16 protein-coding genes are annotated in these 15800 nt (G+C 36.0%); 5 read left to right on the top strand and 11 right to left on the bottom strand.

What is annotated here, in order from left to right; genetic code table 11:
* Positions 1-16: 16 nt before the first annotated feature.
* Positions 17-760: a DUF6503 family protein gene (locus tag QZ136_RS10155; RefSeq protein ID WP_363245192.1), complete on the top strand. Its 744-nt coding sequence runs from the start codon at positions 17-19 to the stop codon at positions 758-760.
* 32 nt (positions 761-792) lie between these two features.
* On the opposite strand, the gene QZ136_RS10150 is transcribed toward QZ136_RS10155, so the two are convergent.
* The 6 genes from QZ136_RS10150 to QZ136_RS10125 form a co-directional block, all read right to left on the bottom strand.
* A complete protein-coding gene (locus tag QZ136_RS10150) occupies positions 793-1848 on the bottom strand; it encodes an inorganic phosphate transporter (RefSeq protein WP_291403081.1) in 1056 nt (351 codons plus the stop codon).
* Positions 1849-1875: 27 nt separating this feature from the next.
* Positions 1876-2523, bottom strand: coding sequence for a DUF47 family protein (locus QZ136_RS10145; RefSeq protein ID WP_291403079.1), 648 nt, complete (start codon positions 2521-2523; stop codon positions 1876-1878).
* Between the two features lie 70 nt (positions 2524-2593).
* Entirely contained in the window at positions 2594-3616 is a 1023-nt protein-coding gene (locus QZ136_RS10140) for an ATP-binding protein (RefSeq protein ID WP_291403077.1), read from the bottom strand.
* A gap of 91 nt (positions 3617-3707) precedes the next feature.
* Complete coding sequence (locus tag QZ136_RS10135) at positions 3708-4829, bottom strand: NAD(P)/FAD-dependent oxidoreductase (RefSeq protein WP_291403075.1); 1122 nt, start codon at positions 4827-4829, stop codon at positions 3708-3710.
* Complete coding sequence (locus QZ136_RS10130) at positions 4829-5542, bottom strand: methyltransferase domain-containing protein (RefSeq protein WP_291403073.1); 714 nt, start codon at positions 5540-5542, stop codon at positions 4829-4831. The genes QZ136_RS10135 and QZ136_RS10130 overlap by 1 nt, the downstream gene beginning before the upstream one ends.
* Positions 5543-6655 (bottom strand): type III polyketide synthase, encoded by a 1113-nt coding sequence (locus tag QZ136_RS10125; protein ID WP_291403072.1) that lies wholly within the window; start codon positions 6653-6655, stop codon positions 5543-5545.
* 111 nt (positions 6656-6766) lie between these two features.
* Between QZ136_RS10125 and QZ136_RS10120 the strand changes: the two genes are divergently transcribed.
* Entirely contained in the window at positions 6767-7651 is an 885-nt protein-coding gene (locus QZ136_RS10120; RefSeq protein ID WP_291403070.1) for a UbiA family prenyltransferase, read from the top strand.
* On the opposite strand, the gene QZ136_RS10115 is transcribed toward QZ136_RS10120, so the two are convergent.
* From QZ136_RS10115 to QZ136_RS10105, 3 genes are read right to left on the bottom strand one after another with little or no spacing between them, the layout of a single operon-like run.
* Positions 7644-8087: a gamma-glutamylcyclotransferase gene (locus tag QZ136_RS10115; protein WP_291403068.1), complete on the bottom strand. Its 444-nt coding sequence runs from the start codon at positions 8085-8087 to the stop codon at positions 7644-7646. The two genes, QZ136_RS10120 and QZ136_RS10115, sit on opposite strands and share 8 nt — an antisense overlap.
* The gene (locus QZ136_RS10110; RefSeq protein WP_291403066.1) at positions 8074-8754 is read right to left on the bottom strand and encodes an HD domain-containing protein; all 681 of its coding nucleotides are present in this window, start codon (positions 8752-8754) and stop codon (positions 8074-8076) included. Before QZ136_RS10110 ends, QZ136_RS10115 begins: the two co-directional genes overlap by 14 nt.
* Positions 8717-9892 (bottom strand): class I SAM-dependent RNA methyltransferase, encoded by a 1176-nt coding sequence (locus QZ136_RS10105; protein WP_291403065.1) that lies wholly within the window; start codon positions 9890-9892, stop codon positions 8717-8719. Before QZ136_RS10105 ends, QZ136_RS10110 begins: the two co-directional genes overlap by 38 nt.
* Before the next feature lie 139 nt (positions 9893-10031).
* Here QZ136_RS10105 and QZ136_RS10100 point away from each other — a divergent pair, with 139 nt between their 5' ends.
* Positions 10032-10397: a DUF3127 domain-containing protein gene (locus tag QZ136_RS10100; RefSeq protein WP_291403063.1), complete on the top strand. Its 366-nt coding sequence runs from the start codon at positions 10032-10034 to the stop codon at positions 10395-10397.
* A 72-nt stretch (positions 10398-10469) separates the two neighbouring features.
* Here QZ136_RS10100 and QZ136_RS10095 read toward each other — a convergent pair whose 3' ends face one another.
* Positions 10470-11414 carry a T9SS type A sorting domain-containing protein gene (locus tag QZ136_RS10095; protein WP_291403060.1) on the bottom strand — a complete coding sequence of 315 codons (945 nt, stop codon included), beginning with the start codon at positions 11412-11414 and terminating at the stop codon, positions 10470-10472.
* 158 nt (positions 11415-11572) lie between these two features.
* On the opposite strand from QZ136_RS10095, the gene QZ136_RS10090 reads away from it, so the two are divergent.
* Positions 11573-13384: a HAMP domain-containing sensor histidine kinase gene (locus tag QZ136_RS10090; RefSeq protein WP_291403058.1), complete on the top strand. Its 1812-nt coding sequence runs from the start codon at positions 11573-11575 to the stop codon at positions 13382-13384.
* Between the two features lie 51 nt (positions 13385-13435).
* Positions 13436-14131: a response regulator transcription factor gene (locus QZ136_RS10085; RefSeq protein ID WP_291403056.1), complete on the top strand. Its 696-nt coding sequence runs from the start codon at positions 13436-13438 to the stop codon at positions 14129-14131.
* Positions 14132-14153: 22 nt separating this feature from the next.
* Here QZ136_RS10085 and QZ136_RS10080 read toward each other — a convergent pair whose 3' ends face one another.
* Positions 14154-15695, bottom strand: a complete 1542-nt coding sequence (locus QZ136_RS10080) for an aldehyde dehydrogenase family protein (protein ID WP_291403054.1) — start codon at positions 15693-15695, stop codon at positions 14154-14156.
* Positions 15696-15800: the final 105 nt, after the last annotated feature.

The raw sequence follows: 15800 nt of genomic DNA, 5'->3' as shown, positions 1-15800 counted from the left end.
AATAATAAATTTTAATATGAGACAGTCATTTACGTTTATTCTTTTCCTTACTGTTATTTTTATAATCTCATCTTGTTCAAATTCTCGAGATCCACAACAAATTATTGACAAGAGTATTAGCTTTTATCAGATGGATAAGCTTAAAAATGCTAGCCTTGAATTTACTTTTAGAGATGTAAAATTCAAAATCATGCAAAATGAAGGGAAGTTTCGTTATGAGCGTAATTTCTCAGATTCTACCGGAATGGTTCACGATATTCTTGACAATCAAGGGTTTAAAAGGACGTTAAATGGTAAAGAACTTAATTTAGATGCTAAGGACGTCTCAAAATATTCTCAATCTTTAAATGCTGTAGTATATTTTTTGTATTTACCACTAAAATTGAACGATGCTTCAGTTATTAAAAAGTATATCGATGAGGTAAAAATCAAAGATAAAAGCTATCATAAATTAGAAATTTCCTTTGATCAAAAAGAAGGTGGTGCCGACCATAACGACGTTTATTATTATTGGTTTGATGTTAGTGATTATAGCATGGATCATTTTGCCTACAGTGCTGGAGGAAATAGATTTAGAGAAGTTATTAAAACCCATAATGTGGGCGGTGTAATTTTCCAAGATTACATCAATTATCAAATGCCCTTAAATGACTCCCTTACCGTAATATCTAAATACGATAGCCTATTTACGGCAGGAAAGCTAAGAGAATTATCTAGAATTGAATTTAAGGATATGCGTATTCAGACCCTTTCAAAATAATCGGATGTCCAAAAATAAATTCAAATAAATCTTTAAAAGAATAAGCTTATTATATAATAAAGAGTAGCTGCTAGTGCTGCTGACACAGGAATTGTTAAAATCCATGCCCACATTAGACTAATTGTTATACCCCATCTAACGGCAGAGATACGCTTGCTTAATCCCACTCCGATAATTGCACCAGTAATAGTATGTGTGGTAGAAACAGGTATTTTAAAGTGCTCTGTCATGAATAGAGTGATGGCACCTGCTGTTTCTGCCGCAACACCCTCTAATGGAGTAACCTTAGTGATTTTAGTCCCCATAGTTTTAACAATCTTCCAACCACCACTCATTGTTCCTACTGCGATAGCGGTATAACATGCGATAGGAATCCATTCAGGGATATGGTTAATTTTAACTTTCCCACCTACAACGGTATAGCTAACCTGTAGCCAATGAGCCATTGTGCTTACTTCACCTGGATTATCTTTAAGGTAAACGATAATCGCCGCAGCAATGATTCCCATTACTTTTTGGGCATCATTACCACCGTGTCCGAGACTAAATAAAGCGGAAGAAACTAATTGTAATTTTTTAAACCACCACTCAGCTCGTGATGGATTGGCATATCGGCAAATATTTACTATGATTACAGTAATGACATAAGCCATAAACATACCGATAATTGGTGCTAAGACAATGAATGAAGCAACTTTACCAATAACACCAAGGTTTATCACATCTAAACCGCCATGCGCTACTGCAGCGCCTGCAAAGCCCCCAATCAGAGTATGAGAAGAGCTAGATGGGATTCCAAACCACCAAGTGAATAAGTTCCAAGCAATTGCCGCAAGTACACCTGCAAGAATTACTATTAGATTAATATTCATGGTATCAGCTGTTTTAGCTACTGTATCCGCAACATTTAGACTGAATATCCAATAGGCAAGGAAATTGAAAAACGCTGCCCAAACAACGGCTTGAAATGGTGTTAATACCTTCGTAGAAACAACCGTAGCAATAGAATTGGCTGCATCGTGAAATCCATTGATATAATCAAATACTAAGGCTAAAACAATGATTACAATTAAAAGTGTAAATCCCATAAGGCTGTTTGATATCTTTTATTATTCTTAAGCGTTCTTAACAAGAATTGATTCTAATACATTAGCTGCATCTTCGCACATATCAGTAGCGGTTTCTAATGCAGAAAGCACTTCTTTGTACTTAATTAAGTTTACAGCATCTTTTTCATTGTCGAATAACTCCCCAACAGCTTTATCAAATACGTAATCAGCTTGATTCTCAATGCTATTGATACGAACACATGAATCAGCGATTAAGCGAATATTTTTTAAATCACGAAGTTCATTGATAGCCTTATGAAGATCAATACACGCATCTAAAATTAGCTTTGCTAATTCTTTAATTGGTGGAGTGATGATGGTTACATTGTATAGGTCCATACGACTTGCAGAACCATGAATATAGTCAGCAATATCATCAATGGCACTTGCCAAACGGTGAATATCCTCTCTATCGAAGGGAGTAATGAAGTTTTTACTTAATTCTAAATGAATTTGGTGTGTAATTTCATCACCTGCATGCTCTAAGTCTGAGATGTCTTTAAAAAGCTCTTTACGCTTAGCAAGATCTTCTGTGTTTACTGCTTCAACAAGTTTTTCGCCCAATAAAATTAGGTTCGCACTATCTTTTTCAAAAAGAGGGAAAAATTTCTTGTCCTTAGGAATAAAATATTGAAAAATACTGTTTAGTGACATGACTTTGTGTTTAATATTCCACAAAGTTACAAGCCCAATGTTAAGTTAATGTTAAGTATTAAGACAATTATTAAACTCTAGATAATGTAAAGCCAAAAGTTGAACCAATATTTTCAGTGCTTCGTACTGTAATTGTTTGTTCGTGTGCTTCGATGATGTGCTTAACTATGGCAAGACCTAGTCCGGAGCCACCAATATCTCTAGAGCGACTCTTATCGGTGCGGTAAAAGCGCTCAAAAAGCCTTGGCAAGTATTTTTCTTCAATTCCAATTCCATCATCAGTAATCTCCACTAAAATTTGATCATGAAGCTCAAAGGTTCGGATGTAGGTATTACCCGGATTTTTACCGTATTTAAATGAGTTACTTAATAGATTCACCAATACCTGTCTTATCTTCTCACGGTCAGCATAAACGCGAGTAGCATTTTTATATTTTTCTTTAAATTGGATGGAAATATTGTATTTCTTCGCTTTTAGCTCTAAAGAATCAATTACTTCCTGAATTAATTCTACTAAGTCAAATTCATCATAGCTTACCGGTATTTCACCACTTTCTAGTTTGGAAATAGCATCCAAGTCTTTAATAAAGGATGCTAAACGCTCCACATTATTAGATGCTTTTTCAAGAAAGCGCTTTGACAATTGCGGATCTTCAATGTCGCCGTCTTGTAATGCTTCAATATATCCCTGAATGGCAAAAAGAGGGGTTTTTAGTTCGTGGGAGATATTAGCTAGAAACTCTCTTCTAAATTTTTCTTGTTCTTTTAATTGATCAATCTCTGTTTTTTTGTCTCTAGCCCATTCTTTAACCTCTTGTTCTACGTCATTAATTGGATCGGCACTTACATATTCGCCCAAAGCATCTTTGAGATCTTTACCCAGCTTTAAGTTATGTATGAGCTTATAAATGAGTTTTATCTTATTATATACAAAACGCTCAATGAGATAATAAAAAACAAGGTAACTGGTGAAGAGCGCTACAGAGAATGTAATTACGGAGTCTATGATTTTGCCCTGAAAATAAAAATTGACTATTGAAAGGCTAAGCGCAACTGCCAAAGCATTGATAAAAACAAGGACCCAAAGTTTCATAGTGCAAAATAACTATAATTTTTGATCAAATCGATTTGAAGGGATTTTATTGCTTTTTATTAAAAAATTTCGTATATTATGGTTAAAGTTATCAAACTAAAACATCTCCATGCGTTTTTCGAACCAAGGCTTGAGTTAAGGATGGGAGTTTATTTAGCGATGAAATAGCTAGGTTTGAAACAAGGGTATTGCCAAATAAATTTTGAATTAATCGGCCGCTTTTTAATCTCAAAGCGAATTGTTTTTCCCATTGGCTTATATAATCTTGCTCCAGTTCAGTTCTGTTCAAAAAACTATCCTTTTTTAGGAATTTAGTGATGCTTTCTGCTAAAATCTTTGCCGAATGTATTGCGATGGCCATTCCATTCCCGCAAAGGGGAGTAATCATTCCGGCGGCATCGCCACAAAATATTAAATGATTTTCTACTAAGCTCTTCCGTTCAAAGGAAATTTCATTAATTACCTCCGGCTTTTCAAATAAGAATTCAGAATTTTTAAATACCTCACGTAAAAAAGGGTTTTTGTATAACACCTGCTCCTCCATTTCTGGGATACCAGCATATTTTTTTAGATTGGCAGTTTCGGATAGGTAACAAAAACAAAATTTATCTTCCTCAATTTTGCTGAGTCCGCAATAACCCCCTTCAAAATTATCTAAACGAATTAAATTGTCTGGAAAATCAGTTTTTATATGATATTTTACGCCTAAATAGGGGCTCCTTTTATAGAAGAATGAGCGATTTAATTTTTGATCTAAATTGGATCTTTTTCCATGAGCAGAAATAGCTATTTTAGATTCAAAAATTTGGTTGCTTGAAGTACTAATTTTGAAGCCATTTTCTTGAAATTGTATATCGTTTACCTTATCAAATATAAATTCGACACCTAATTTTTCGGCTTGTTTAAAAAGGTGATTGTCGAGGGTAAAGCGACTAATTCCAAATCCTCCGGAGGCTAAATTGGCATTTAAAATTTTTCCTGAGACTGATGTTACCGCTAAGCGATTGATGTGTGAGTATTCAAGTTGATCAATGTCAATATCGAGCGATTTTAAAAATGGGAGCACCTCATTAGAGATATATTCGCCACAAACTCGGTGGAAAGGATATTTCTTTTTTTCTATCAATCGCACGTGATAGCCATTTTTTTGTAAGAGAATGGCACAGGTTAAACCTGCTAAACCGCCGCCAATTATGCTTATATCACTTTTCATCAGGAAGCTAATTTTTTGTCGCAATTAATGCATACTTGCCATCTAAATGCCCACATCCACTGAATGGTGAATTGTTTTATTTTCCCTTGTTGAAGTAGATTTTCGAGTTCTACACGCTTAAAACTTCTCAAAACCGAGACTTTTGAATCATGTTTAACCATGTCGGATTTTGAAAATAAAGATGTTAAAATACCGATAGAATGATAAGCGAACCAATGTCTATGCAAATCATTAATAATCACATATTGGCTTGCGCAGGAGCTCATTTTCTGGATCAGATGAATCCAATCTATATCCACAAAATGATGGGTAAAGAGGCTAGAAATTACGATATCAAATTGATTGGGAAGCAATTGATCACTCATCACATCGGCTAAAATATAGGATATTTCAGGAAAATCGACTGATTTTTGCTTTGCATATTCAATTGCTGATGCTGTGGCATCAACACCTATTAATTTGATTTTTAAATTTCTTTTTCGCGCCCATTTGGCAATCACCCTCAATGAATCGCCACCACCACAACCCCAGTCGCTGATAATCATTCCATCTTGCAAGCCAATTTTTTGAAACGCATCAAAAAATACGGCATAGCCCCCCAAGATTTTATTCACCACCTCTAATTCATCCATAATCGGATCGATTATTTCATGCGGCAGAGAAAAATCATCCATCATCTCTTCTTGAGTGCTTCTTTGCTTAAAATCTGGCATTTAATTTCTTTTTAGGATCATAGATTCTACCGTTAAGCCTGGTCCGAAGGCAAAAGACATTATTTTTTCATCGCTTTCCCAATCCTTTTGCATCAATAATTTTTTAAGAACAAAAACTATGGTTGCCGACGACATATTGCCATATTCTTTTAAAACGTCGTAGCTAAAGTGGTTTTTATCTTTCGAGAATCCTAATGCAGACTCAGCAGATTCTAAAATTTTTCTACCGCCAGGATGAATGGCAAAGCTCCCAATATCTTTGAATTGTAATTTGGCTTTGCTAAGTAGCTCATTTGAAATGGATTTTATATGCTTCAAAATAAGCTTTGAAACTTTTGAGGTTAGCTTCATCTCAAAACCAGCATCAGCAATATACCAGCCCATTTCGTTTTTAGCTTCAATTAAAAATTCGGAATAAAAAGTGTCAAGTATCAGCTTAGGTTTATTACTTCTTGTTTTTGATTTATTTTCTACAATCATGGCTGCTGCACCATCAGAAAATAAAGAATTGGCCACCCAGTTATCAAGTGTATTTTCTTTTTGAAAGTGTAAAGTGCAAAGTTCAACAGAGACAATCAAGACTTTTGCATTTTCATTAGCGCGACAAATATAATCGGCTACTTTTAGTGCATTTAATGAACCATAGCAACCCATAAAATTGATGCAGGTTCGTTCAACGTGTTTGTTTAAGCCTAATTTTTCTACCAGCTCAATGTCTATCCCCGGAGCATGCATTCCGGTGCAGCTTACACTGATGAGATGGGTAATTTTTGATTTTAAATCTTCTCCATGATTGGCAAAACAGTCGTTTACAGCGTTAAAACCTAATTCTGAAGCTGATTTTTGATAAATCTCCATTCTTTGGCGCGTACTTGGGAAGGCTTCAAAATCTTCCATCCGGCCGAATAAACTGTTTTTTTGGCTATCGGTATTCCCAAAATCGGCAATCACCGAATGGCGAAAGTCAATTCCCGAATGATCATAAATTTGTTTAAGTCTGGAGGCATTGCTGGCATTTAAACCAGATGCTTTGACCATAAAATTATAGATATCATGCTGTGGAATCCGGTATTGGGGATTAGCGGTACCAATTGCGCTTATACAACTACTCATATTCATGTAAAATACGAAATTTTAAGGATTTGTTTTTCATCTCCCAAGAAATGACATAATTCTTTCAATATAGAGACCCTAAATTTTTTGTTTAAAATGTTAAATTAGGGAATGAATTTTATCAAAAAATTTATTCCGACTTTATCGGCTTTGCTGCATTTAAGGCTATTATTTTCAGTGTTTTTATTACCTGTTTTTTTATTTGCGCTCTCGCAAGCGACTGATATTAGGCTTTTTGAGGCAATTTTGACCTTTGTGATTTGGCATTTATTGGTTTATCCTGCAAGTAATGGCTATAACAGCTATTTTGACAAGGATGAAGGCAGTATTGCTCTAATTGAAAAACCACCAGCAGTTGATAAAAGTTTGTATTATTTCTCTTTATTTTTAGATGCAATTGCCCTAGTTCTTACATTTTTTGTGGGATGGATTCTTTTTTGGGCCGTTCTAATTTATGGAGTAATCTCAAAAATGTATAGTCACCCGAGGTTTAGGCTTAAAAAATACCCAATCATTAGTTTCTTAATCGTTTTTATCTTTCAAGGGGCATTTATTTATTGGAGTACTTATGCATCCATTGGAAATTTTAGTTTTTTAGAAGATTGGGATTTCAATTTTATTTTGGCGGGATTAATTTCCTCCTGCCTTATTGGTGCTACCTATCCGCTAACTCAAGTTTATCAACATGCTGAGGATTCGAAACGTGGGGATACTACATTAAGTATAGTTTTAGGAATCCGTGGTTCTTTCTATTTTTCGGCTATTCTTTTCCTGCTTTCGGGGATACTCGTTTATTTTTACTGGGAGAGTGTTGGCTTAAGCGATTATTTTTGGCTTTTTCTATTTATAAGCTTCCCAGTTTTAGTTCTATTTATAAAGTGGTTTTATGCTGTTTATAAAGATCCTGCTGAGGCAAATTTTAAAAACATGTCGCGCATGACGCTGATTAGCAGCGTGATGATGTTGATTTATTTTGGAATTTTAGCATTTACTTAGACATCGAAATTATAAACTCGAGGTATTCTTCTGGTAGTTTATGTTCTTTTGCACCTTCGCTAATGCTTTTTAGATAGTCTTTTGCAGGATAAAGTCCCTCTGCATCTTCATCCGAAATAAATGTAAGAGCAGGAACATAGCCTGTTTGGGTTTCAATATTTACCTCAATCAATTTATAACCTGGTTCGCTGGCTAAAAGCTTTTCTTTGACAGTATTCTCAATTTCATAGATGGCACCAAAAACATCTTCAGATTCTGAAACAATGATATTTGCTCTTGCCTTGCCATCTGCATTTTTAACATTAAAACGGAAGCCATAGTCGAGCAGGCGACCATCCAAGAAATTATCAATTTTACTTCCTAAACTGTTCTCTAAATTGCTTTTTTTCAGGTTGCTGGCATAAGCAAAATAATTAAAAGTATTACTGTTTTCCATTCCACTCATTATAAAATTGTTCGAGGTAAGTAAGCATAAATTGGTGTCTTTCTTCGGCAATGCGAAGGCCTGTTGGGGTATTCATTTTATCTTTCAACAGCAAAAGCTTTTCGTAAAAGTGATTGATTGTTGGGGCATTGGAAGATTTATACTCTTCTTTGGTCATATTTAGTGCTGGCGGAATTTCAGGATTATATAATTCCCGATTTTTAAATCCTCCGTAAGTAAATGCTCGGGCAATACCTATGGCACCAATAGCGTCTAGTCGGTCGGCATCTTGTACAACTTCCATTTCTTTGGAACTAAAGTTTAGCGTACCGAGGCTTGCCTTGAAAGACATGTTTCTGATAATCTGCTGAATATGAACAATTTGACTATCTTCAATTCCAATACATTTCAGGTATTCACCAGCTTTTTTAGGGCCAATTTCTTCATCACCATCATGAAATTTACTGTCGGCAATATCATGAAGAAGTGCGGCTAGTTCTACAATAAAAGGATCAACTTCTTCTGATTTTATAAGAAGTTTGGCATTATTCCATACACGCTCAATATGCCACCAGTCGTGGCCACTTTCTGCACCTTTCAGACTTTCCTTCACAAACTCAACAGTTTGCTTGATAATGTCTTTATTCGATAGGTTTTGGCTCTCTTTTGCTTCCTTCATATAATTCGTACTCCAGTAACCTACAGTCTAGTTTGCCATTATAAAACTCAATTCTTCTATCAGCTCGGAGTCCGATTTTTTTAGCCAAATCAGGATTTCCAGTAAATATGTAGCCACGGTAGCCTTTACATTTCTGCTTCATAAAGTCGCCAATGCGTTTATAGGTTGCTTCAAGTTTAGAATGAACCCCCAATCTCTCCCCATATTCAGGGTTAAACATCACTATTCCTGGTCCGGGAGGTACATCAGTATCGGCAAAATCGCATACAGAGAAATCGATAAGATGATCTACGCCTGCTGTACGTGCATTTTTTATGGAAACATCTACGGCATCTTCCGAAATGTCTGTGGCTACGATGCGGAAATCAATTTCTTTTTTGGACTGATCTTTCAGCTTCCGTCTTTCGGCAAAAAACACTTCTTCTTCATAGCCTAAGATGTGCATGAAGCTATAATTCATTCGGAAGAGTCCCGGAAACTTATCGCATGCTAACAGTGCTGCTTCGATAGCTAGGGTGCCTGAACCGCACATGGGCACAACAAAGGGGCTTTTTTTATCCCATCGAGTAGCCATAATTGTTCCTGCTGCTAATGCTTCAAGCATTGGTGCTTTACCGGGAATTTTGCGGTAGCCATGTTTAGCGAGCGTTTCGCCTGAAGTATCGATAAATATTTCGGCATCATTCTCTTTCCAGTAAAGGTGAATTACGGCTTTATTGGCATCAGAACCGGTATTAGGTCTGAGTTCCTTCTTCTCTTTGATACGGTCAACAATAGCATCCTTCACTTTTAAATTGGCAAAGAGAGGGGTGGTAATAGTCTCATTATCAACAGTTGAAGTAACTGAAAAATATCCTGTAAAGTCGATTAGATCTTCCCAAGCGATTTCCATTAACTCCTTATAAAGTCTTGCTGGATTTTCGGCGGTAAAAGATTTAATAGAGTATAAAACCTGGCTAGCGCAGCGCAGGTGAAGATTTAATGGGATACAATCATTCAAAGTGCCTTCCAATTCGAGGCCTGTAGCGAAGCTTCTGATTATTTTATAACCTAGTGCTTCAACTTCCTGCTGCAAATACGATGAAAGTCGATTATTGCAGGTAATAATGATCTTACTTTTTGTGTGGAAAACTTGCATAATAATTTACGAAGTTAGCAATTAAAAACGGCCTGAAATTTATACTTTTACAAATTGTATTCGATTGTTAAAAACAGCGAATAATTCCCGATATTGATCTGGAATAAAAAATAGAGTCGATCATAAATAGAAAAATACAATGGAAGTAAAAGGAAAAGTACATGAAATCTCAGAGGTAATTACTGTGAGTGAGAAATTCAAAAAACGTGAGCTTATACTTGAATATGCAGAGAATCCTTCTTATCCGGAATACGTGAAGTTTGAAGCAGTGCAGGATAAGGTTAACTTATTTGACAATATTAAAGTTGGCGAAAATGTAGAATTGTTTTTCAATCTACGTGGTCGTCCTTGGACTGATAAAACTGGTAAAACATCTTATTTCAATACCCTTTCAGTTTGGAGATTAACACCACTTGGTGCTTCAGAAACTGCCTCAGCAGCACCTGAAATGGCTAGTCAGGTGGATATTAGCTCAGCTCCAGGCGACGATGATTTACCGTTCTAATTAAAATCATTTTTAAAACATAAGCCCCGTTCCTTAAAAAGGACGGGGCTTTCTGTTTCCTCTATTTAAACATTAACTCTTAATCAATTTCTTCAAAAACCAGCTATTGTTTTGCTTAATAGCGATATAATAAATACCATTTTTAGTTAAAGATATTTGCTTGCTATAATTTCCATTAAAATTGCTCGCTTCATCGTTAAAAACCTGCTTAAATTCACTGTTAAGGATCTTAAGCTTTAATGGAGTATTGCTTGATACATTGAATGAAATTCCCATTTTGCCGCTCGAAAAATTTGGGAAAAGTGTCAGATCTTCCACTTTTAAATCAGTATTGGCATCTTTTACTCCTGTTATTTTCTCCGCATGTTCTTTTTCAATAGCAGATATGCGGATATTCATTCTGCTTGGGATTCCGTCTTGATCAATATAATTATAGCTAAATAAGGAAGTGTTTTTTATGTCTTCACCTCCATAAAAAGGAGTTCTAAGCGCTGGTCGCTCGGGATTTGCTCTAAGTCTCATACCTGGAAGTCCTTGTCGGAAATTTCGCTCGGTAGTGATGCCACGCTGCCTTAAATTACTATCTAGACCGTCGATTTTTAAACCAAATCCATTTACTAATGAATCGATATTCATTTCTTTTCCATCGAATTTAAATATGCGAACATCACTTTTTTTACGATTATTAAGATTTAGCTCAGCATCACCATCTTTCTCATCATTCCAATGTAGTACCAGGGGTTCTTTGCTATTTTTCTTTTTGATGATTACGCTATTTTCTGTTATGCCATCCATATCCTGCCCCATTTCTTTAAGTTCTTTTCTTAATCGAACACGATCTTCGGCTTTTGCCTCATTTAATTTTTGCCCATTAATAATGGTATCACCATTTGTGATGATGATACTCCTAATAATTCTTTTTTCATTTTGAGCTTTTACCGATGAGCCAGAGCTTGCGATAATAAAAACGGAAAAAGCCATTAACAGTAAATGCGGATTTAGGAGATATCTTTTCATAAAGTTCTTTTTTAATGATAGATGCAATTAATGCATTAACAATCTTTTTAATTTTTTCATTCAAAAGTAAAAAGCCATTTTGTTGGATTTTGTTAATGCTTTGTTAAAAAGTGTTAAAACTAAGCTGACAAAGAGCATGTTGCGTATTTTTGATCGTCATGAAGCGGAAGAGTATCAGTTTAATTATTGTATTAATGAGCATTGCCTTAGTTGGGGTTATGGCTATGCAATTGTATTTTTTCAGGCAATCATATCAGCTACAATCGCGATTATTTGATCAATCTGTTCATGAGGCGCTAAAAAATGTGGTGGATCGTTTAGCTAAAAGTGATGCAAACAGTTTTTTGGAGAAGAAGGTTGAGATGATGATACCTTCAACAACTATAGTTCAAAAACAAGCACAATTTGTAATTGCGCCAAAAACAACCAAAAAAAGACCTAGATTATCGGATGCAATATATTTAGCTAGAGAACAAAAGAAGGCCGATAGCATCTATAAGTTGCGGGATAGCATGCTCAGGGCAAAATATCCAGTTATCTTGTCTTTTAATGATGTATTGAGTCAATCTGACTTGAAAGATCTTGAGTATAATTTTCAAGTAGATGTTTTTCAGGTGGAAGATGCTTTTGGGCAGGTTCATGAGGAAACAAGGCGTACTATTTCTAGGGCTTTGACAGGAAATAATCTGAACACGAATAATTTATTAGCCGATTCTGTAACACAATACATCGTTGTAGACCCGATTGAGGGGACTTTTTTACGAACAATACCGCGGCCTAGAATTAAAAATTTTATTAGGGCTGAGCCTGAGATTGAAAATACAGCTCAAAAGGTAGAGAAGTTTTTTGCAGCTGGGAAAAATGATAAGGAGGAGGTATTTAAAGATCTTTATCAGGAATATAGCGAAGTAAATGTGCCTTTGAGTAGGAGAGTACATCCACAAACACTTGACTCGATGCTTCGTGCTGAGTTGAGAAACCTTTCAATTTTTAGTGATTTTGATTTTAAAGTGAGTTCGGCTAAGCGCGATACAGTTATATTTCTTCGTGCTTCAACAAAATCAGGTTTTTTGCCTTCAAATAGTTATGAAACGCCACTTTTTCCGAAAGATATGATTCGTGATTCGGGAATGTTGACCATTAATTTCCCTAATAAAAATAACATCATTCTTTCCAATTTAACGGCAATGATGGGACTTTCAGGCGCTTTATTGCTGGTTTTAATTTTTAGTTTCGGCTATACCATTCATTCGATATTGATGCAGAAAAAGATTTCTGAAATGAAAACAGACTTCATTAATAATATGACACATGAGTTTAAAACGCCGGTAGCGACTATCATGATAGCTAGCGAAGCTTTAAAAGATCCAGAGCTTACTTCCGATAAAAGGAGTATAGACCGCTTGGCTAATATTATTTATGATGAAAATGTTCGTTTAGGAAGTCATATTGAAAGGGTATTAAATATTGCTAAAATTGAAAAGGGCGATCTTAAGCTTGAGCATAAAGAAGTAGAAATGAATGATCTGCTTGCTGCAATTGTGGATAGCATGTCTTTACAATTGGAAAAGCGAAATGCGAAGATTGAGCTCCAACTTAATGCAAATTATGCAACAGTAATGGGCGATGAACTACATTTATCGAATGTAATTTTCAATTTATTAGATAATGCCAATAAATATAGCCCTGAGAGCCCTCAAATAAAAATTAGTACCCAAAACACGGCAAAAAATCTAATTATTAAGGTATCTGATAAAGGTATTGGGATGAGTAAAGATCAATTATCTAAAATATTTGATCAATTTTACCGTATTCCGACGGGTAATTTACATGATGTAAAGGGATTTGGCTTGGGCTTGAGCTATGTTAATAATATTGTGAAGCGTCTCAATGGTACAATAAAGGTTAAAAGTGAAAAGGATGTAGGCTCTGAGTTTGAAATTAGTCTGCCAATAAAGGCTTTAGCATAGTTTTTGTTGAATGTTTTTTAAAATTTTCTTCCCTTTCGGGGGATTATGCATATGAAAAGAGTTTTATTAGCCGAAGATGATCCTAATTTGGGCATGCTTTTACAAGATTACCTTCAGCTGAAGGGGAAATTTGATGTTGTACTTTGCCGAGATGGAGAAGAGGCATTTCGCGCATTTACAAAGGAGCATTTTGATATATGCATTTTAGATGTGATGATGCCTAAGAAGGATGGATTTACATTGGGCAAAGAAATCAGGCGCATAAACCCTAATATTCCTATCATATTTGCTACTGCAAAGGCGATGATTGAGGATAAATCAGAAGCTTATAATTTGGGTGGGGATGACTATATCACCAAGCCATTTCGGATTGAGGAATTACTTTTACGAGTAAATGCTTTGCTTAAACGAGTTTTGGAGCATGGTGAATCTAATTCGGCAGATCTTCCTTCAAAATTTGAGATTGGCAATTATAAATTCGATTACACGGCCCAATTGATTTATCATGGTGATACACAGCAAAAGGTATCTACAAAAGAAGCCGAGCTACTTCGTTTATTATGCCTAAAGAAAAATCAGGTTTTGACTCGTGAGGAGGCATTATTAAGCATTTGGCACGATGATAATTATTTCAATGGCCGTAGTATGGATGTATTTTTGAGCAAATTAAGAAAGTATCTCAAAGAAGATCCAAAGGTTGAGATAATCAATGTACATGGGAAGGGCTACAAGCTTTTGGTGAATTAAAAGTTATGTAGCCCTGCTCAAATTAAAAATCAAACTTAATTCCCTGAGCTAAAGGCAATTTGTCTGAATAATTTATTGTATTTGTTTGTCGGCGCATATAAGCTTTCCAAGCATCAGAGCCTGATTCTCTACCGCCTCCTGTTTCCTTTTCGCCGCCAAAAGCACCACCAATTTCGGCACCAGAAGTCCCAATATTAACATTAGCAATTCCACAATCTGATCCAGCATATGATAAAAACTGCTCAGCTTCCCTCAAATTCAGGGTCATAATTGCTGATGAAAGTCCCTGAGGTACATCATTCTGCATAGCAATAGCCTCATCTAAAGTTTTGTATTTCATTAGATACAGTATTGGTGCAAAAGTTTCATGCTGAACAATTTCAAAATTATTTTGAGCTTCGGCGATGCATGGCTTTACATAGCAGCCTGATTCATAACCACTTCCTTCGAGAATACCACCTTCAACAATAAAATTACCACCTTCAGCTTTACATTTTTGAATTGCACTGAGATAATTATTTACGGCGTCTTTATCGATTAGCGGACCAACATGCATGTGTTGATCGAGCGGACTACCAATTTTTAATTGTTTGTAGGCATTTACTAATTTATCTCTAAAGGTATTGTACACACTTTCGTGGATGATAAGACGACGTGTTGAGGTACATCTCTGACCAGCGGTACCTACTGCTCCAAAAACTGCACCAACTAATGACATGTCGAGGTCGGCATCTTTAGAAATGATAATGGCATTATTTCCACCAAGTTCCAATAAGCTACGACCTAAACGTGCTCCTACTGCTGCACCTACAGCTTTTCCCATGCGGGTAGAACCTGTTGCTGATAATAGTCCGATACGTTTATCATGGCTCATAAGCTCACCAATGCTACGCTCACCAATTATTAAGTTGGAAGTCCCCTCAGGCACCCCATTAGCTTCAAATACTTGTTGAATAATATGCTGGCATGCAATTGCTGTAAGAGGTGTTTTTTCGGAGGGTTTCCAAACGCAAACATTTCCGCAGACTAAAGCGAGCGTGGCATTCCAAGCCCAAACGGCAACGGGAAAGTTAAAGGCTGAAATTATTCCTACCACTCCCATAGGGTGCCATTGTTCATACATACGGTGAGCAGGACGCTCGGAGTGCATGGTTTGTCCGTATAATTGACGTGATAAACCAACAGCAAAATCGCAGATATCAATCATTTCTTGTACTTCGCCATAGCCTTCTTGCAGACTTTTACCCATCTCATAGCTTACGAGCTTGCCCAAATCTTCCTTCTTATTTCGAAGAGCGTCGCCTAATTGGCGAATAACTTCACCTCTTTTTGGTGCTGGCCAGGTATTCCATATTTTAAATGCTTTTTGAGCACTGTCGAGAATATTTTCATAATCGGCAGGCTTTGCAAAATATACCTTAGCAATTGCTTTCCCATCCACAGGAGAATGGATAGTACTTGGCGCTGTAGAATCTGCGCTTGACCATAGCTTACCTGTGCTTGAAGCATGATTAATAGCTTCTATACCAAGGTTCTGTAATATCCGAATGATGTCTATGTGCATAAAATTTCGTATTTTTGTAAAGTTAAACATTTCCCCTCAAGGGTATTTACCAAATTAAACAATAAACTACTCCAACGATAGCAAAAAAATTATTCAGTCAAAAGA

Origin of the sequence: Daejeonella sp. (genome assembly GCF_017495225.1) — a bacterium.
Taxonomy (GTDB): domain Bacteria; phylum Bacteroidota; class Bacteroidia; order Sphingobacteriales; family Sphingobacteriaceae; genus Daejeonella.
The sequence above is the reverse complement of the archived record's forward strand: the minus strand, read 5'-3'. Positions and strand labels throughout refer to the sequence as shown.